This window comes from Streptomyces sp. NPDC055013, assembly GCF_053608645.1.
In genome coordinates, this window is sequence record NZ_JBSGVW010000004.1 from 53,966 (window position 1) to 70,524 (window position 16,559).

15 protein-coding genes and 5 pseudogenes are annotated in these 16,559 nt (G+C 67.0%); 9 read left to right on the forward strand and 11 right to left on the reverse strand.

Annotated features, from left to right (window positions below; all coding sequences use genetic code 11):
* Positions 1-13 precede the first annotated feature (13 nt).
* Genes ACWGDB_RS06690 through ACWGDB_RS06705 form a run of 4 tightly spaced genes read left to right on the forward strand, consistent with a single transcriptional unit; the run spans position 14 to position 3,372 of the window.
* Complete coding sequence (locus ACWGDB_RS06690; RefSeq protein WP_453821406.1) at positions 14-994, forward strand: ATP-binding protein; 981 nt, start codon at positions 14-16, stop codon at positions 992-994.
* Positions 991-1,818, forward strand: coding sequence for an NAD-dependent epimerase/dehydratase family protein (locus ACWGDB_RS06695; RefSeq protein WP_453821407.1), 828 nt, complete (start codon positions 991-993; stop codon positions 1,816-1,818). The genes ACWGDB_RS06690 and ACWGDB_RS06695 overlap by 4 nt, the downstream gene beginning before the upstream one ends.
* On the forward strand, positions 1,811-2,644 hold the full coding sequence (locus ACWGDB_RS06700; protein ID WP_453821408.1) for a hypothetical protein: 834 nt from the start codon (positions 1,811-1,813) through the stop codon (positions 2,642-2,644). The genes ACWGDB_RS06695 and ACWGDB_RS06700 overlap by 8 nt, the downstream gene beginning before the upstream one ends.
* Positions 2,641-3,372, forward strand: a complete 732-nt coding sequence (locus tag ACWGDB_RS06705; protein WP_453821409.1) for a phytanoyl-CoA dioxygenase family protein — start codon at positions 2,641-2,643, stop codon at positions 3,370-3,372. The genes ACWGDB_RS06700 and ACWGDB_RS06705 overlap by 4 nt, the downstream gene beginning before the upstream one ends.
* 355 nt (positions 3,373-3,727) lie before the next feature.
* Here ACWGDB_RS06705 and ACWGDB_RS06710 read toward each other — a convergent pair.
* The 4 genes and pseudogenes from ACWGDB_RS06710 to ACWGDB_RS06725 all read right to left on the reverse strand — a co-directional run.
* Positions 3,728-4,102, reverse strand: a pseudogene (locus ACWGDB_RS06710) (helix-turn-helix domain-containing protein); the annotation flags it as partial.
* A gap of 40 nt (positions 4,103-4,142) precedes the next feature.
* A complete protein-coding gene (locus ACWGDB_RS06715) occupies positions 4,143-4,358 on the reverse strand; it encodes a hypothetical protein (protein WP_453821410.1) in 216 nt (71 codons plus the stop codon).
* A 1,350-nt stretch (positions 4,359-5,708) separates the two neighbouring features.
* Positions 5,709-5,828, reverse strand: a pseudogene (locus ACWGDB_RS06720) (transcriptional regulator); the annotation flags it as partial.
* A 7-nt stretch (positions 5,829-5,835) separates the two neighbouring features.
* Positions 5,836-6,522, reverse strand: coding sequence for a flavodoxin family protein (locus ACWGDB_RS06725; RefSeq protein ID WP_453821638.1), 687 nt, complete (start codon positions 6,520-6,522; stop codon positions 5,836-5,838).
* A 276-nt stretch (positions 6,523-6,798) separates the two neighbouring features.
* On the opposite strand from ACWGDB_RS06725, the pseudogene ACWGDB_RS06730 reads away from it, so the two are divergent.
* A pseudogene (locus ACWGDB_RS06730) lies at positions 6,799-7,025 on the forward strand (NAD-dependent dehydratase); the annotation flags it as partial.
* A 2-nt stretch (positions 7,026-7,027) separates the two neighbouring features.
* On the opposite strand, the pseudogene ACWGDB_RS06735 reads toward ACWGDB_RS06730, so the two are convergent.
* Both ACWGDB_RS06735 and ACWGDB_RS06740 read right to left on the reverse strand, forming a co-directional pair.
* A pseudogene (locus ACWGDB_RS06735) lies at positions 7,028-8,113 on the reverse strand (sensor histidine kinase).
* Between the two features lie 2 nt (positions 8,114-8,115).
* Positions 8,116-8,732, reverse strand: a pseudogene (locus ACWGDB_RS06740) (response regulator transcription factor).
* Between ACWGDB_RS06740 and ACWGDB_RS06745 the strand changes: the two are divergent.
* Positions 8,716-9,558 carry an IS5 family transposase gene (locus tag ACWGDB_RS06745; RefSeq protein WP_453821411.1) on the forward strand — a complete coding sequence of 281 codons (843 nt, stop codon included), beginning with the start codon at positions 8,716-8,718 and terminating at the stop codon, positions 9,556-9,558. The pseudogene ACWGDB_RS06740 and the gene ACWGDB_RS06745 sit on opposite strands and share 17 nt — an antisense overlap.
* Positions 9,559-9,579: 21 nt before the next feature.
* Here ACWGDB_RS06745 and ACWGDB_RS06750 read toward each other — a convergent pair whose 3' ends face one another.
* Positions 9,580-9,903 carry a hypothetical protein gene (locus tag ACWGDB_RS06750; RefSeq protein WP_453821412.1) on the reverse strand — a complete coding sequence of 108 codons (324 nt, stop codon included), beginning with the start codon at positions 9,901-9,903 and terminating at the stop codon, positions 9,580-9,582.
* Between the two features lie 1,121 nt (positions 9,904-11,024).
* Here ACWGDB_RS06750 and ACWGDB_RS06755 point away from each other — a divergent pair.
* Positions 11,025-12,092, forward strand: a complete 1,068-nt coding sequence (locus tag ACWGDB_RS06755; RefSeq protein ID WP_453821413.1) for a TerC family protein — start codon at positions 11,025-11,027, stop codon at positions 12,090-12,092.
* A 414-nt stretch (positions 12,093-12,506) separates the two neighbouring features.
* Here ACWGDB_RS06755 and ACWGDB_RS06760 read toward each other — a convergent pair whose 3' ends face one another.
* From ACWGDB_RS06760 to ACWGDB_RS06775, 4 genes are all read right to left on the reverse strand, one after another.
* Positions 12,507-12,719, reverse strand: a complete 213-nt coding sequence (locus ACWGDB_RS06760; protein WP_453821414.1) for a helix-turn-helix transcriptional regulator — start codon at positions 12,717-12,719, stop codon at positions 12,507-12,509.
* Positions 12,716-13,165, reverse strand: coding sequence for a hypothetical protein (locus ACWGDB_RS06765; protein WP_453821415.1), 450 nt, complete (start codon positions 13,163-13,165; stop codon positions 12,716-12,718). The genes ACWGDB_RS06760 and ACWGDB_RS06765 overlap by 4 nt, the downstream gene beginning before the upstream one ends.
* A gap of 531 nt (positions 13,166-13,696) precedes the next feature.
* Entirely contained in the window at positions 13,697-14,443 is a 747-nt protein-coding gene (locus ACWGDB_RS06770) for a phosphotransferase family protein (RefSeq protein WP_453821416.1), read from the reverse strand.
* 554 nt (positions 14,444-14,997) lie between these two features.
* Positions 14,998-15,495 carry a hypothetical protein gene (locus ACWGDB_RS06775; RefSeq protein ID WP_453821417.1) on the reverse strand — a complete coding sequence of 166 codons (498 nt, stop codon included), beginning with the start codon at positions 15,493-15,495 and terminating at the stop codon, positions 14,998-15,000.
* Positions 15,496-15,541: 46 nt separating this feature from the next.
* On the opposite strand from ACWGDB_RS06775, the gene ACWGDB_RS06780 reads away from it, so the two are divergent.
* Positions 15,542-16,078, forward strand: a complete 537-nt coding sequence (locus tag ACWGDB_RS06780; protein WP_453821418.1) for a dihydrofolate reductase family protein — start codon at positions 15,542-15,544, stop codon at positions 16,076-16,078.
* Between the two features lie 53 nt (positions 16,079-16,131).
* Positions 16,132-16,353 (forward strand): hypothetical protein, encoded by a 222-nt coding sequence (locus tag ACWGDB_RS06785; RefSeq protein WP_453821419.1) that lies wholly within the window; start codon positions 16,132-16,134, stop codon positions 16,351-16,353.
* The last annotated feature ends 206 nt before the right edge of the window (positions 16,354-16,559 follow it).

The window sequence follows — 16,559 nt, forward strand, 5'->3', positions numbered from 1 at the left end:
TCAGCAGGCGGCGATGGCAAGCTCACATGCCTACCGCGTGACCGGGCTGAGCTCACTGCCCTCCCGCATGCTCAACGGCACGCCCACCCTCACGTGCCCGCCGACGCGCAGCCGGCCTCTGTTCCAGGACACAGTCCTCGCACTGGCGGAGGAGGCCGGGCCCTGTCTGGTGGTTCCCGGCCGCGATGAGGACGCGGCGGCATTGTGCGAGCTGTACGAACGGCTCACCCTGCTGGGCTGCTCCCTCGCCTCGGGCCCGGCCCCGGCCGTGCTGCAGGCCTACGACAAGGCCTCGACACCTTTGCTCCTCGCCGGCTCTGCGCTGTCGATGGCGCGGACGGCAGCCACCGCTCAAGACGCGTTGGAACTGGCCGGGCAGGTGGGATACCCGCTGCTGATCAAGCCCCGCCACGGCAACGCCTCACACGGTGTGCGGTTCGCACACACCGAGGACGAGTTGCGCGCACACTTCACGTCCGGCCAGGACATCGCCCAGGAGTTCGTTCCGCTCGAACCCGAAGATCGCCGCTCCTGGGACAGGGCCAAGGACCGGCATGCCCAGGACGGCGAATACTCCGTTCAACTCCTGATCGGTCCCCTGGGCCACTACCTGGGGTGCTTCACCACCCGTAACAACCTGCAGCAGGGCGTACCCCGTCTCGTGGAGGTCGTCGATGCGGGAGCACTCGGCGTCGCCGATCAGGCATACAAGGCCCTGACCCGACACGGCGCCTGGGGGGCCTGGAACCTGCAGGGCCGCCGTACGCCGAACGGAGGCGTCCGCTTCTTCGAGGTCAACGCAAGACCGACCGGGCTGACGGGCCTGCGCGCGCGGTTGGGATTCAACGAGCTCGACCAGCTCTACGAGGCCTGTGTGTTACGCCGACCACCCCAACCGGCGCAACCTCCCGAGCCAGGGCTCGTCATCGACATGCACGTCCCGGAATACCGGACCCGGGCCGTGCCCCTAGAGGATGAGCAGGCAACCTCATGAGCGTGGCGGTGACCGGGTGCCGCGGGTACCTCGGCAGTGCCGTGGTACGCCAACTACACGTATCCGGGAGGCAGTACCAAGCCAGTCTGGGAAGGCTGGAAAGGCTAGCGCCGGAATCCATCGACTGCCGGGCTGTCATCCACTGTGCAGGGGCCCTGCGCTCGCGCCCCTCGCAGGACATATGGAACGCCAATTTCACAGCCCTGGCACCGCTCCTCCGCGCCATCGGCCACGACACGGTCCTGGTGCTCGCCTCCTCACGCGCCGTCACCGCCCGACGAGGCGAGCTGGACGACTACGGTCGCAGCAAGCGCGCCGCCGAGCAGGCAGCGGCGATGCATCGGGGACCGGTCCGTATCGTCCGCCTGACGGTCCTGGCAGGTCCGTCTCCAGCTGGCCTGGGCGACTCGTTCGTGACCCGGATGACAGATACCGCCTTGCGTACCGGAGCCATTGCCATCCCGTCACGTGAACGCACCGTCGACTTCCTCGACGTTCGCGAAGCCTCGGCGGTCATGGCGGCGGTCACCGACGTATCCCTGGCTTGGCCGGGCCAGGGACCTGTCGACGCCACATCCGGCCCACTGAACCTGGCTGCCCTCGCCCACGCCACAGCCGAAGCAGTGCAGGAGGCGACCGGCCGCCGCATTCGCCTCGCGCGAGCCGACCTCCCCTCCAGTCGACACCCTCCTGCCGCGGACCCGGCGCGGTGGACGGAACTCCGCGCCCGGACCGGTGTGACACCCCGCCCGTTGCTTTCCACCATCCGCGACACGGTCAACGCACGCGTGACCGCGTGGGAGAAGAGCACTGACAGTGACTGAACCGGACAAAGTTGTCTTCGTGGCCGCCGGACCAGGCCGGTCAGGAGCCGACTCCACCCTTAAGACCCTGACCGCTCACCCGTCCGTCACCACGGCACCCGTCTGGAACGTCCCGACGGTGGCCGCAGTGAATCGACTGCTGGCACATGCCCCGAACGACGAGCAGATGTGGCTCCCGCGGCGCGCTGCGCAGGCCCTGACAGAGGTGGTCAGCAGACTCCGCGCCGGATCAGCGAACGATGGTAAGGCCGCCGACGCGCTTCTCACTTGGACGCAGGCTCGGCCCATCATGATTCCCGTGTACGGGCGGCTGTGGATGCCAACCCCGCTGCCCCACGCTCGGTGGCAGTCCCTCATCAGGAAGACGATGCTGCTGACAGCCTCCGGAGGCTCCCACCTGGCCGTCAAAATCGGTCCCCACTGTTCCCCTCTCATCACCAGCATGATCGGCCCGCAGGACTGTCTTCTGTACGCCGTGCGGCATCCGGTGGAAACGGTCCTCCAGCTCACCGCATCTCAGGTCGACGGGATGCGGCCTGAAGAAGCGGTGCACTTCGTCGACATCACCCTTCGCCACGCGCGCCGTGTGCTCGCCTCCCTGAACGCGCCCGCCCTCATCGTCCGCCTGGAAGAACTCGTTTCGTCCCCTGCGCACGTTCTTGCCCAGGTGGAACAAACCGCGCGGCTTCCGCTCATCGAGTGGCCATCGCAGGTGCTGAAAGAACTTCCTGCCGACATTCGGTGCACACCGGATCTGGAGCACCCAGTGGTACAACGTCACGGTGGTGGGCTTCCGGCACTCGCCGCCGATTGGGGGTATGAGTGAAGACACTTCCGCAACTGGCGCCACATGAGTACCGCAAACCGGACCGCTGGCTGTCGCTCCTGCGCCAGTTCGGCGTGGTCGCCGCGTCGGCCTGGATATGCAACGAGAGACTCGACCGGCTGCTCGCAGAACATCGCCATGCTTTCCTGCCGGCAGACGAGCGCAGTGTGCCACCGCGCCCCGGCGGGAAGGCAGTTGCCGAAGTCGCCTACCGCCCAGGCATCCCGTCCCGCGCGTTGCGGCTCACCGCGGCCGCCGCCCATGCCTTCCCCGAGACACAGGCTTTCCTCAAGGACACCACACTGGCAACGGTGGCAGCCTCGTACCTCGGCGAAGCCGCCTCCATCAACCAATTCGCCTACCTGACGCTCGATGTGGCCCATACAACTCCCGTGACCGAGTTGCACTACGACCGCAAGCATGCTCTGAAGGCTTACGTGTGCCTGACTCCGGCCCAGATGGACTGGGGGGCACCGGCCTTCGTACCAGCCACCCACCACCGCAGCAGATCGATCCGGGAAGCTCATCTGGCAGCGGGAATGCCTCAGGAGCGACTCCCGATCACACATGGGCATCAGGGGTACATCCCTGTCAGCCTGCAGGGGCCGCCTGGCACGTTGGTCCTCTTCGACACCGATTGTCTGCACCAGGGAGGCACCGTGGCCACGGGCCGCGCCCGCCGCGTCCTCAGGGGACACTCGCACCCAGCACCCCAGCTCGCGTCCTGACGAGGGAAGAGCCAGCTGAGGATGGCTGCGCAGAGAGCCATCGCCCCATCCCCTGCTGAAGTCATCTGCCCAGACGACCGGCCTCACTGGGTGATCTGCTGGTCACCGAGTAACTGGACTTTGGCTTGGCGGCGCACTGGCGCGGCAGGTTGTGATCAACGGCTGCGGCTCCCTCTGGCCGGGCAGAGCCAGACGTAGCCCAGCGCGGGCCGTACGACCAGCAGTCTGCGCTGTTCGCCAGCGGGGAACCAAGGTGTCTCAGCAGTCGCGACCTAGTGGTGCAAGCAATGCATGTCCGCTGGGCGGCGACGCTCGCCCTATCCCAGCGGTTGCCGGCCGGACCGGCGGGCAGCGTCCTGGCGGAAGCACCCACCGGGCGGTCGCGGACCGGAACGAGAATCCCGTCCACGATCCACAAACGCTCGGCAGCATCGACCGAAACCCGGGCTGGCTCCAGTGCCAGCATCGGGTCCAGGCGCCGGATCACCCGGCACACGGTCGCAGGCGAGACACCGAACAGCGGGGCGAGCTGCCGCATAGTGAGGTTCGTGCGGTAGTACACCACCACCAGCAGCACCGGCTCAGCCAGCGGAAGCCGCCACGGACGGCCCCACCCGCACCCCTCACCACCACGCTCCCGGACCACCCGTAGCAGCCGTCCGAACTGATCCACACGCAGGCCCGTGAACGTCTCCACCCACACCCGCTCGGCCCTCAACACCCCGACCATGCAACGGAGATGCCCAGTTCACAGCGTTCTGCAGCACCCTTTAGTCGATCGGCACCTCGACGGCCCACCTGGTCCCGCTGAACGGGGGCTGGTTGTTGGGCGCGAGACCCACGGTTCCATCGTGGGTGCGACCGTCAAGGAACCTGTTGCCCTCTAGATTGCCCAGGCACTTGATGGTGGTGATGTTGTCGCTGCTCTTGGTGGCCTTCCACCTGGTGCCCGTGAACGGCTCGCTGGTGTCCGGCGCGAGACCCACGGTTCCATCGTGGGTGCGACCGTCGAGGAACCTGTTGCCCTCTATATCTCCCAGGCATCGGAAGACGAACTCGTCTTGTGTTCCCTGGATCTTCCGCATGTCCCACCGGGTGCCGCTGAAGGGGGCCGCGGTGTTGGGCGCAAGGCCCACGGTTCCATCATGCGTATGTCCGTCGAGGAAACGGTTGCCCGGAAGCTCCCCTCGACATCTGAGAAAGACAGTAGTCATAGCAGCCTTCCATTTCGTTCAAACTTCAGCAGGCGAGGTGATCCTCGGCATGTCCCCCCATGCCCTACCTACCGCTCTTCCCTCCCCCAATCCAGCCTGCGCCTGTTGGCAACGGGGCGCCACTCGCCATCGAAGTACGCAAGCGGGCACGCTAGTCCACGCTCGCGGCCAACCGGATTCATTCTGATGCGACGATGCGGCTTCCCAGTTCACTAACCCGCCACCCACCCCGAGCTTCCATCCCGTCCGCCGTCGACCCACACACCGTGGAGCGAGCGTGGTTGGTCCATGGCGTCCAGGTGGAGCGCACCACTGGACGAGCGACCTGGACGCCATGCGCCGCGTCTGCTCGGCTCTGCCTGGGTCGATGGTGGACGCGATGGGAGGTCCCCGCGCACGCCACTATCGGCCCGCAGTCGCCCGACGGCTCCGACCGTGCGCATCCGTCCGAGAACGTCCACCGGCAGGGCGGCCAGGAGGTAAGCCATGCGCGGGGCGACGTAGCCTACGTCGAAGACGATCAGGATGTCGCGGTCGCCGAAGGCCGCGGCACATCAGCGTTTGGACGGACGCCGCAGCTCGGCCCGCGCTCTGATGCCGAGAGCTGACGTATGCCAGGCCCGCCAGGGACGCGATCTTCCATGACGGCCCAGTCGCTGGAGATCCTGTCGGCCGTGCGACCCGCTCCTCCCCCGGTCAGCACCCACACGTCGACACAGGAGAGACGGTCACGAAGGGGAAGCATTGGACGCCAGTGGGGTGAAGACGGAGGCAACTGCCGTGGAAAGACCGGCAGGAACGGTCATGCTGTGGGTGCCGCCCTCGCTCTCGTAGCCAGTCCGTCACGAGCGAGTGCGGCCGCCCCCGAGGTGCGCGCCGAAACACTTCCGGGGCCTTGCAATACCCCTGACATGACCGAACCGGCGGCATCGTCCGCCGTAACGGACCGCGCCACCGATGCCCTAGACGGCAACTGCACGCCACCGGCCCCCGACACCAGCGGACACCCCCTGGCGCGCACTCGGGGAACCGACGAATCGGGGCTCGCGGGGTGGCGCTATGCACAGAGCAGGCTCTCACTGACCAATAGGCCCCGGCCAATTGGCGCGAGCTTCATGGCGGTCAGCCCACGGTAGGTGCGGTCTTGGTCAACACTAGGCCTATCGCCGCGGGGACCGATGGCTCGACCCGGTAGTACACGCATGTGCCGCGCAGCTCGGAGGTGAGCAGGCCGGCCTCCTTGCGCGTCTCAGCGGTGTTCGGGGTTGACCGCGTCGGCACGGCAGCCGGCGTCCCATTCGGAGCGTTGGTTGCCATGTGCGGGGACGCCACCCGAGCGCTTGAGCAGGGCTGCCAGGTGCATCAGGTTCCAGGTCATGAAGGCGGTGTTGCGGTTGGTGAAGTCGTTCTGCGGGCCGCCCGAGTCCGGGTCGAGGTACGACGGTCCAGGGCCTGCCGCGCCGATCCAGCCGGCGTCCGCCTGGGGCGGAATCGTGTAGCCGAGGTGCTGGAGGCTGTAGAGGACGTTCATCGCGCAGTGCTTCACGCCGTCCTCGTTGCCGGTGATCAGACAGCCTCCGACACGGCCGTAGTAGGAGTACTGGCCCTGGGAGTTGAGCAGTGAGGAGCAGGCGTAGAGCCGCTCGATGATCTTCTTGGTGACGGAGCTGTTGTCGCCGAGCCAGATCGGTCCGGCCAGGACCAGGATGTCGGTGGCCATCACCTGCTGGTACAGCGCGGGCCACTCGTCGGCCGGGAAGCCGTGCTCGGTCATGTCCGGATATACGCCGGGTGCAATGTCGTGATCAACAGCCCGGATCTCGGATGTGGTGACCCCGCGCTCCATCATGATCTCCGCGCTCTTGTCGATCAGTCCCTGGGTGTGGCTGAGCTGCGGGGATGGTTTGAGTGTGCAGTTGATGAACAGGGCGGTCAGGTCGTCGAAGCGGTAGGAGTCGTTTGCGGACGGGGAATGCGGCGTTGCCATGACGGTCTCCCTGGGCGGCGATGAGGGGCGCGTACGGCAGCGTCTCGCGGAGGTGCCGTTTTGTCCCCTTCCGACGCGCCTTCGGCGTCTTACGGAGTGATGACATGCCGGTCCGGTCACGCGGCCCGGTGCCGTCGCGGATCCAGCGTGGCCGTATGCGTGTACTGGTCACCGGCGGTGCAGGGTTCATCCGGTCTCATGTCGTTGAGGCGCTCGCGGCCCACAGGCGCGAGCCGCTCGTACAACACCGGCAGTGGTCAGCCGCACACCGTAGGAGAGATGGCACGCGCGCCGGCCTCCACGTGCGGGGGACCCGAGCCGGTCATCACCGGCGAGTACCGGCTGGGAGACGCCCGGCACATCACCGCGGATTCGCACGGCTGCGGGCCAGGTTCGGCTGGCAACCGCAGGTCGGGTTGGAGAAGGGTATGCGGGAGTTCGCCGACGAGTGACCTCACCCGTGGGCCGTAAAACGGGTCACCTCGAAACGGCAGCCGCCTGGGATGCTGCGTACGATGGTCCGCTCTTCGTGGGCCTCCACGATGCCCCTCGCGCTGGCAAGGCCGCGCCCCCGCCCGCAAGGGGCGTGCGTGCTGTGCCAGCCGGTGTCGAAGACCCGCGGGAGAGCCTTTTCGGGGATGGCGCCGCAGCCGTCCGTCACGGACGCGACATCGCCGTCGGGCGAGTTCGCCAGCGACCGCGATCGTAGCGTCGGCGGCGGTGCGGCGCATGGCGTTGACAAGGCAGTTACCGAGCAAGCGACTCATCTCCGTGGCGATCAACCTCGACCGGGAAAGGGTCCACGTCGTCGCCGACCAGCCGTATGCGCTGCTCGCCGGATAGCGAGTTCAGACCCGCGAGGTGTCGCCGATCAGGTCGTACGGCGAGATCCTGGGCGGGGTTCAGGGGAAGGGTGTGGATGCGGGGGAGTTCGAAGAGGTCGCCGACCATGTTGCTGAGGCGTTCGGCTCCGGTGCGTATCTGGCTCAGGTGGCGGTTCGGGGTCGGCGGCGACCCCGTCCTCCAGCGCCTCGGACATGGCACGCAGGCCAGCCAGCGGGCTGCGCAGGTCATGGGAGATCCCGGCGACCAATCCGCGTCCGGATGCCTCCGATGTGCGTGCACGGTCGCGGGATTCGGCGAGCTTGCCACTCATGAACCCCAACTCCCGGATGACTGAATCCAGTTCGGCGGTGGCCGCCCGTCGGGTGCGGCGAAGTGACTACCGTCAGCCGAACGAACGGGTATCGACAGCGAGTTCGCGGCTGCGGGCGACGACCCAGCGGCCCAACAGCAGCGCGGTCGCGAGAGGGACCACGGCTGCCATCGCCACTACGGTCGTCACCACGGTGACGTCGTGCGGCGACAGGAACATCGCCCAGGCTACGGCGAGCGTGCCCGCGAACAGGGCGACAACTCCGACTGCCGCGACCTCGGTGACCGAGCGGTGGCGCAGCAGGCGCAACGCACCGGCTCCAGCCAGGCCGGTGACGGCGGCGCCAGCGAAGGCATGCACGGCGATCAGGAAGGTGTCGCGCACGGTCACTCCTCCTCCCCACAGCCGGATTCGCATCGGTAGCCCACGCCCTCCACCTTCTGGATCAGCTGCGGCCGGGCCGTGTCGTCCTCGACCTTGCCACGCAGGCGGCGGACGTGAACGGTGACTGTGGACAGGTCGCCGACCCCCCAGCCCCACACCTCGCGCATCAGGTCCTCGCGGCCGTACACCCGTCCTTGATTGCGTAGGAAGAAGGCGAGGAGGTCGAAATCCCGGCCAGCGAGGGCGAGTTCGGGGCCGTCCTTGGTGGCCCGGCGTGCGGCCGGTGTCGACGGTCAGGTCGGCCGTGCTCACCGCCCCCCCGTACCCAGGCCGGGGCGCGCGGCGCAGCACCGACTCGACCCTGGGGATCAGTTCGCGCGGGCTGAAGGGCTTGGTGACATAGTTCGTCGGCTCCGACCTCCAGGCCGAGGGTGCGGTCCTCCTCGTCGCGCGCGGTGAGCATGATGACCCGGCACGGCCCGTGGTCACGCATCCTCCGGCACACCTCCAGGCCGTCCATGCCGGGCGGCATCTGGTCCAGATCGGCTAGAGCGTGTCTCCTTGATGAGTGGGTCAGTTGATCGGATGTGTCTGTTCGGTTAATGATCACTGATGCGATGTGGGTCCGGATCGAGCCGTTGATGCCGGCCGATCCGGTCCGTGGACGACGGTGGGCGGATCATCGCCGGACCCTGGAAGCCATCGCGTGGAAGTACCGCACCTGCTCGCCCTGGCGCGACCTGCCAGAGGAACTCGGGCCATTTCAGACCGCGCACAAACGCCTGATCAGGTGGGCCATGGACGGCACATGGGAACGGATCCTCGCGGCCGTCCTTGCCGTGCCGGACGCTGGCGACGACGTGGGCTGGACAGTCTCGGTGGACTCCACCGTCTGCCGGGCTCACCAGCATTCGGCCGGAGCCAGGAAAAGGAGGTGCCTGGCCGGACCGAGCGAGGATCACGCGCTCGGACGCTCCCGCGGCGGGTTGAGCACGAAGGTCCACTTGGCCAGTGACAGCCGGGCACGGCCTCTGTCCATTCACCTCACTGCGGGCCAGGCCGGTGACGCGCCGGCCTTCGAGGCAGTCATGGCCGGAATCCGCATCCCGCGAAGCGGACTCGGCAGACCAAGAACCCGCCCTACGGTCGTCCTTGCGGATCGCGCTTACTCTTCCCGCTCAATCCGTCGGCACCTCCGTCGACGCGGCATCCGTGCCGTTATCCCGCAGCCCGCCGACCAGATCGGCCACCGTCTGCGGCGAGGCCGCGCCGGAGGCCGCCCGCCCGGCTTCTACACTGAGACATACAAAGAGCGCAATGCCGTCGAGCGGTGCATCGCTCGGATCAAGCAGTGGCGGGGCCTTGCAATGCGGACGGACAAGCTTGCTGTCGCCTACCAGGCCGCACTGCACCTGGCCGCCATCCTCATCTGGACCCGCAGGTGACAGGACACCGACGTAGCCGGTCTATTGGAGGTCTGTGCTCGGTTGGCGACGCCAGTCCCATCCGGGGTAACGGTCCACCAGCGTGAGGAACTCGCTCGCCTGCAGGATCTCGTCGTGGTTGGTGTCGACAAGACCGTCCACGCCAGGCAGGACGTCGCAGAGGAAGGCCCGGGCCGCGTCCATGGACTGGCACGACACATAGACCGCGTACGGTTCGCCGATCCGGGTCCTCACCTGCTCGAGCTCCTCCGGCTCGTAGTCCGCCAGGATCCCGCCGGAGAGGTCGATGTAGTACGAGTACCCGTGCTGGTGCAGCCTTTGGTCGCCAGTCACGGGATCCGGCACGAGCTCAAGGGAACGGATTCGCCCTTCAAGCGACGGGCGTTGCTCCGCGGGAACAAGAACGATCACTGATGGCCAGGACACGCGTCTACCTCCCCCGCGACCGTAGTCGAGCAGTCCCCTCGGGTCGCCAGATTTTCCGTTCGGCGGGGAGGGATCTTCGTCAAGGAGACAGGCTCTAGGTCCGGCCAGTGCACTGCGGCCCGGATCAGGGCGGCCAGACCGTCGTCGGTCCGCGGAGCCGGCTCCCCCATATGCCCCAGAAGCCTCTGCAGCGCCCCCGCGCGGGTGAATGTGCGTGGCTTCCGGCTGGTGCCGTCAGCCCCACAGTGCGTGGGCCTGCTGGAGGAGAGCGTCGGTCGTCTCCACGGCGCGACGATCCCTGCGCTACGAGGCAAGACCAGTGCAGGCCGAGGCTGGTCAATCGGATGGGCCCCTGGCCAGTCGGCGTTCGAGCTCGTGTCGAATATCTGCTGGTAGGTAGCCGCTGGTCATCCAGTCGATGATCAATTCGGCGACGTGGCGAAGCTTGACGTTGGTACTGAGCGATGTCTGTTGCAGTACCTCCAGGCGTCGGCGGGCATGATCCGGCCGACCGCGGCGATCGCACCGATGGCCTCCTCGATCACGGTGCGCGAAGCGTTGGCCTGGTCCAGCCAGCAGCTTGCCGATCCTGTGGGCCGGCCGGTGCCACGTGGCCGTTCACCCGTCGTGATGTTCCAGGACTGGGCATGGCGCCTACCCCGAACGGTAGATCTGCCACTGAGCTCCTCCTCCAAGCCCGGAGGCTGCTCGTCACCTGACGCTCCCACGGCCAGAGCTTCTGCCGCCACAGCATGTAACACGGGTGGCCGCCGACCCAAGCACGACTGGATGTCTCGAACTGCGGCGCCCCGGCCACAGGCGGCCGGATTGTTGAACCCTGCAGCATGCCCATGCAGTCCGGAGCGGGCATCGGATCAGCGTTGTCCGGCATGCTCACATCCGGTTCTCGTCTGCGGGGTTCTCCGCGGGGACGGCGGCCCGGCGCCATGGACATCCTGGGTCGCCCGGTGTGGTGAGATGCCGCAGACTCCTGTGTAAGGGTCTGCGCATCGGCGTGGACCGCGGAGAGGGTGACCGGTGTGCCTGAGGTCCCGCTCTGGCTATGGGGAGCGTTCGCCGCGACGGTGGTGGTGTCGCTGGCGGTGGACTTGCTGGCCCACCGCACCGCGCACGTCATCGGCTTCAAGGAGGCTGCTGCCTGGAGCGGCCTGTGGGTGGGTCTCGCCCTGATTTTCGCCGGCGTCGTCTTCCTCGTCCTCGGCACGACGGCCGGCACCGAGTACACCACCGCGTGGCTGCTGGAGAAGAGCCTGTCGGTGGACAACCTCTTCGTCTTCGCGGTGATCTTCGCCTACTTCAAGGTGCCCCGCGCCTACCAGCACCGGGTGCTGTTCTTCGGCGTGATGGGCGCCCTGATCTTCCGCGGGATCTTCCTCTCCCTCGGCGTCGCCGTCGTCAGCCGCTTCACCGCGGTCCTGTTCGCCTTCGCCGCGATCCTCTTCTACAGCACCTACAAACTCCTCAAGGGCGACGAGGAGACCTTCGACCCCGGCAAGAGCTTCGCCATACGCCTGCTCCGCAAGTTCGTCCCCGTCCGGGACGAGTACGCGGGCATGAAGTTCTTCGTCAAGGAGGCCGGCAAACGCGTGGCCACCCCGCTCCTCGCGGTGGTGGCCGCGATCGAGGCAGCCGACCTGATCTTTGCCGTCGACAGCGTCCCGGCCGTCCTGGCCGTGAGCGACGACGCCTTCATCGTCTACACCAGCAACGCATTCGCGATTCTGGGCCTGCGTGCCCTGTACTTCATGCTGGCGGGACTGCTGGACCGCTTCCACTACCTGAACCGCGGCCTCGCGATCATCCTGGCCTTCATCGGCGTCAAGCTCATCTTGCAGGCGTCGCACAAGATGATCAGCCCTGACATCCCAGAAGTCCCATCGCCGGTCAGCCTCGCGGTCATCGTCGTCGTACTGGCCGCGTCCGTTGTGCTCAGCCTGCTGCGCCCTGTTCCTATCAGTCCCGCGGATGCCGCTCAGGGGGAGAGCACAGGCCCAGGGCCGGACCCGGCCGCCAACCCTCCGGGGCACGTCAACGATCCGCACTCAGGGAGGGGCCAGGGAGGCGACCCGCCCAACGGGCCGCGATGACCTCACCAGACACTCAACCAATCTGGGTAGATTTTCCCTATTTTTGCACAAACAGCCTATTGTTAAAGAATGAGCAAAGCCGAGCAGGAGGCCGGCCAGCAAGGGACGCTTGCGTGCCCGGTCTGCAAGCACTCTCGAAGCATGATCATCAAAAAGCGGCACAAGACCCTCGGGATCTATGTGCCCGTGTGGGCCCCTGGGCCCTGCCGCAACCCCGACTGCTCGAAATACCATGAGGAGCCGGAGCTCAAGAGCCTCCCAAAGCGCTGACATCCTGCCCAAGACCCGGTGGGCACGATGCTGATGAACCGGTGCACGGCGGCGACGAGGAGCCGGCGGACAGCGGCAGACCACGACACCCGCTCGCAGAGTGCGGACTGTGCGTGGCGCAGCCACCACTGCCGCGACCGACGGTCACGGTTCGGAGTCCGCATCGTCGGCAGGGAAGAAGAGACCCTCGATCGGTTCGCCGAACACGGCGGCGATCTTGAATGCGAGCGGCAGGCTCGGGTCGTAGCGGCCCGTTTCGATGGCGTAGACCGTTTGCCGGGACACGTCGAGGCGGTCAGCGAGGTCGGCCTGACTCCAACGGCGCACCGCCCGCAGTTCCCTGAGCCGGTTCTTCATCGGGTTCGCGGCGTCTTGAACAGCAGGGCCGCGATCCAGGTCAGGATGCTTGCCACGAAGCTGATCTGGACCAGCTGGCGCAGGTCGCCCACCCCGGCCGCCTGGAGAAGCCCGACGGTGTAGATCGCCATGATCAGCACGCCGAACCCGATCGCCAGGGCCTCGAGCTGGCAACGACGCTGGTACTCGTCGGCGCGGCGCAAGCTTCTGATCACGGCCCGGACGATCCAGAGCCCAGGGGCGAGGTTCAGCAGCGACCAGAACAGTTCCCATGAGTCCGCCGAACCGAAGAGGCCGAATTCTGAGATCAAGCTGAGCAACCCGAGCGCGATGACCGCCGGCAACCAGTCGAGGAACCACGCGCGGGCTCGGACCCTGTCGCTTCGACTCTGGCGGTTGTCTGATGATTTCTCCATGCGGCAAACGTAAAGGGAACTTGTCTCCATGTAAAGAGTCCTTGTCAAATGGACAAGGATGATTGACGGTCCGTTCCGTCGCCAGTCCGGCGACGGCGTCACGGGAGACGTCCCAGTTCAGCCACATGTAGGTGGTCAAGCCGTCGTCGCGGTCGTACGGTCGGCCCGTACGGAGCTGGGCGGGATGACGGTGAAGCGGCCGTAGGAGGCTATCTCGGTATCCGCGAGCCACGTGTGAGGAGCCACCTGCCTCTGTACGGCTGGCCGCAACACGTCGAATTGGGAGCAGTAGCTCGAACGCGCTCCCCCTGCCGCGAGTTGGCGGGCGCATGCGCGGGCGACCGCGGTGAGGTTGCGGGCTGCTGCGAAAGGCTTGAACGCCCGGCGTGTGATGGTGGCTGCGGTGGTGCGGGTGGCGAGGCGAGCGTAGAGGCCGGGCGCGTCCCCGGTGGTGAGCCACTGTGCACCGCACTTTGTTGAGAGTAAGGGCGGGCGATCGCCCCAGGGGATGGCCTGCTCGCTGCGTCAGCACGCATACGTAGCAGTCGGGCCCGCGCAGCCTCACATCCGGGATCGCAGCACGTCGACCTCACAGCCCGGCGCGAAGGGGTTGAAGCCGTGGTCGAGCAGCCAGCGAACTGCCAGCAGGCTTCGCAACGACCACCACGCGTGGATCACGTCGAGGCCGATGTCGTTGCCATAGCCGGCGATGACATCGTCGAGGTGCTCCTCGTGTCCGAGCGTAAAGGTGGCGAGGTCATACAGGGCATCACCCTGGCCCGCCTCGGACCAGTCGATGATGCCGGTCACCTCGTCGCCGTCGACGAAGACGTGCGCGATCTGCAGGTCGCCGTGTGTGAATGCCGGAGTCCACGGCCGAAGCGCGGCCTCGGCGACCTGGCGGTTGCGGGTGACCAGGTCCGCGGGCAGGACACCGTTCGTCACCAGCAACTCACACTCGTCGTCGAGTTCCGCCGCCAGCGCGGCGATGCCCCTGCCGGCCCGGCCCGGCAGGGGCGGTAGAGGCGCTTCGTGCAGCTTCCGAATGGCCGCGCCCGCCGCTGCCCATGCCGCCGTCGACCCGGTCGACGGCCCGCCGAGGCGCCCAAGCGTCGTCCCCGGGAGTGCGGCGATCGCGAGCACGGGCGGCTTGCGCCACAGGACCTCCGGGGTCGGGACCGGCGCGAGGGACATCGCCTCGACCTCGACGTCGATGCGCGCCTGATCGGCGTCCACCTTCAAGAACACGTCACCGACGCGCAGAGTCGCGCGCTCGGAATGGGCGACGACGACTTTGACCTCATCCATGGGCGACCAGTATCCCTGAGGGCATTTCCCAGTCGCCGATACGCGGACACGTCTCCAAGACCTCAGCCGGCGCGAAGTACGGCAAGAAGGCACTCGTAGTCCCGCACGTTTCTGCGGGCTTTCATGATCCAAATTGTCTGCCGATCGACCACCCACCGCTTCGGTAACACCACGAAGCTCTTCTGACCCTTGGGCCGAGCGGAGGTGTGGAGGGGTGAGACCAACGAAGTCGCTGGCCCAGTCGACCAGGCCACCGTAGGCGAAGTCCGCCCAGGCCAGAATCACCTCCGGGTGGGCCAGTTCATTTTCTTGCCCTCGTCGTAGCCACGCGAGTCGCTGCCGACCGCCTCGGCTGCCTTGACGCTCTGCGCGTCCAGGATCGCCGTCACGTCCGGGGATCCTTCCCTCCCCGCTCCCGGACCTGCTGGCGGAGCTGGTCGCGCACGTGAGCGACTACTCCGGTCCCTACCCAGTGGCGGAAGTAGTCACAGTCAGTGCGCCAGTGCACCCCGAAGTCGTTAGGCACCGACCTCCTGATGTGGAATCGAGCGGGGCTAGTAGTGCGGCCGATTGCAGAGGAAGCAGCCGTCCCAGAGCGGGAGCGCGCTGAGGACGCGGTGGCGCACGCACGAGGCCATCGCGGCCTCGTCCGGGCCGGGGAAGCCGAGCGCGGCGCTGCTGTCGGCGGGCGGGGTGCAGGACTCCACCATGGTTGTGAAGCGGTGCAGGTAGTCATGCCCGCGGGGCGGGTGGTAGCCCAGCTCGCTCCAGCGATGTCCGCTCGCCGCGAGTGCTGTGGCACGCAGCACGAAGTCCTTCGCGCGGGCGCGTTCCCGCTCCGTCGCACCCCAGTCGAACTCCGCCAGGTCGAACCCGACGGCACCGCGCCCCATGACGTTCTGGTCCTGCAGGGTCAGCAGCGCCGCGAAGCGGAAGTCCCAGTCCTCGGAGGCGAGATCGGACACGGCCAGCATCAGCACGTCGATGAACACCGCGGCGGCGCCATTGGACAGGTCCAGGTCGTGGCTACCGCAGGAGAAGATGTTGCTCACCGACCTATGATGCGATCCCGGCCCTCCACATGCTTGGAGAAGACGCATGACGGATGCGAGCACCGGCAAAGTGGTCGTGAACAGGGTGATGTCCCTCGATGGGTTCATCGCCGGTCCCGGCCACACGATGGACTGGATCTTCGAGCACATGACGTCGGCGACGTTCCCGGAGGTCATGGCGGCCACGGGCGCCATGCTCATCGGCCGGGGCACGTACGAGGTCGGCAAGCGCATGTCCGACGAGAACACCGACTACGACGGCGGGGCGCAGTTCGTCCTCACCCACCGCCCGCCCTCCGAGCCGGATCCCAACGTCACCTTCCTCACCTGCGACATCGAGGAAGCCGTGGCCACGGCACGCCGCGCCGCCGGCGACAAGAACCTGGAGATCCTCGGCGCCGACGTGGCCGCCCAGTGCCTGCAACGCGGCCTCGTCGACGAGATCCTGGTGTACGTGCTGCCGGTGCTGCTCGGCGACGGCGTCCGCTTCGCACCGCCGGGCCTCGACCGGATCGACCTGGAACCGTTCAGCAATGTCCAGTCGGGCGGGGTCACCATGCTGCGCTTCCACGTGCGCAAGTAGGCACGGTCGCAATCCAGTGCCGCCCCGCCAACAACGTTTCCAAGGTCAGTGGAATGACACACGAACTTGTGGATCCTGCGACGATCACGACGGAGAAGGCCGTGCAGATTCGCACGTGGCGAGTCGATGAGGACTTCAGCTGGCGCGCCGTAGCTCAGGCCGCGTCCGAACTCTGGGGCTCCGAATACGGCGGCAACCAGCTCTACGGCGAAGACCTCTGCGCGGCCGCCGCACGGGTGCTGGGCGAGAACCCCTACCAGGAACCCTGGAATTGACACCCGTCAGGCCCTCGGATCAACGGTGGACCACAACAAGATGCCGGCGACGTGGGGGCCGGCTCGGAACACGGTGGCGGTCTTCTCTTAGCGACTGGCCAGGCCCCGCCAGTCCTTCAGGCGGTTGGTGCAGCGTTCCACGGTGTTGCACCGCTTGTACGACTCACGATCGATGGCGGGTGGACGACCACCCTGGACTGTGGCCT

Excerpts from the sequence above, each read along its gene's own strand:
- ACWGDB_RS06770 (WP_453821416.1), bottom strand. The coding sequence starts at position 14,443 with ATGGATGAGGTCAAAGTCGTCGTCGCCCATTCCGAGCGCGCGACTCTG.
- ACWGDB_RS06785 (WP_453821419.1), top strand. The coding sequence starts at position 16,132 with ATGACACACGAACTTGTGGATCCTGCGACGATCACGACGGAGAAGGCC.
- ACWGDB_RS06690 (WP_453821406.1), top strand. The coding sequence starts at position 14 with ATGGCAAGCTCACATGCCTACCGCGTGACCGGGCTGAGCTCACTGCCC.
- ACWGDB_RS06745 (WP_453821411.1), top strand. The coding sequence starts at position 8,716 with ATGATCACTGATGCGATGTGGGTCCGGATCGAGCCGTTGATGCCGGCC.
- ACWGDB_RS06695 (WP_453821407.1), top strand. The coding sequence starts at position 991 with ATGAGCGTGGCGGTGACCGGGTGCCGCGGGTACCTCGGCAGTGCCGTG.
- ACWGDB_RS06780 (WP_453821418.1), top strand. The coding sequence starts at position 15,542 with ATGACGGATGCGAGCACCGGCAAAGTGGTCGTGAACAGGGTGATGTCC.
- ACWGDB_RS06765 (WP_453821415.1), bottom strand. The coding sequence starts at position 13,165 with ATGGAGACAAGTTCCCTTTACGTTTGCCGCATGGAGAAATCATCAGAC.
- ACWGDB_RS06760 (WP_453821414.1), bottom strand. The coding sequence starts at position 12,719 with ATGAAGAACCGGCTCAGGGAACTGCGGGCGGTGCGCCGTTGGAGTCAG.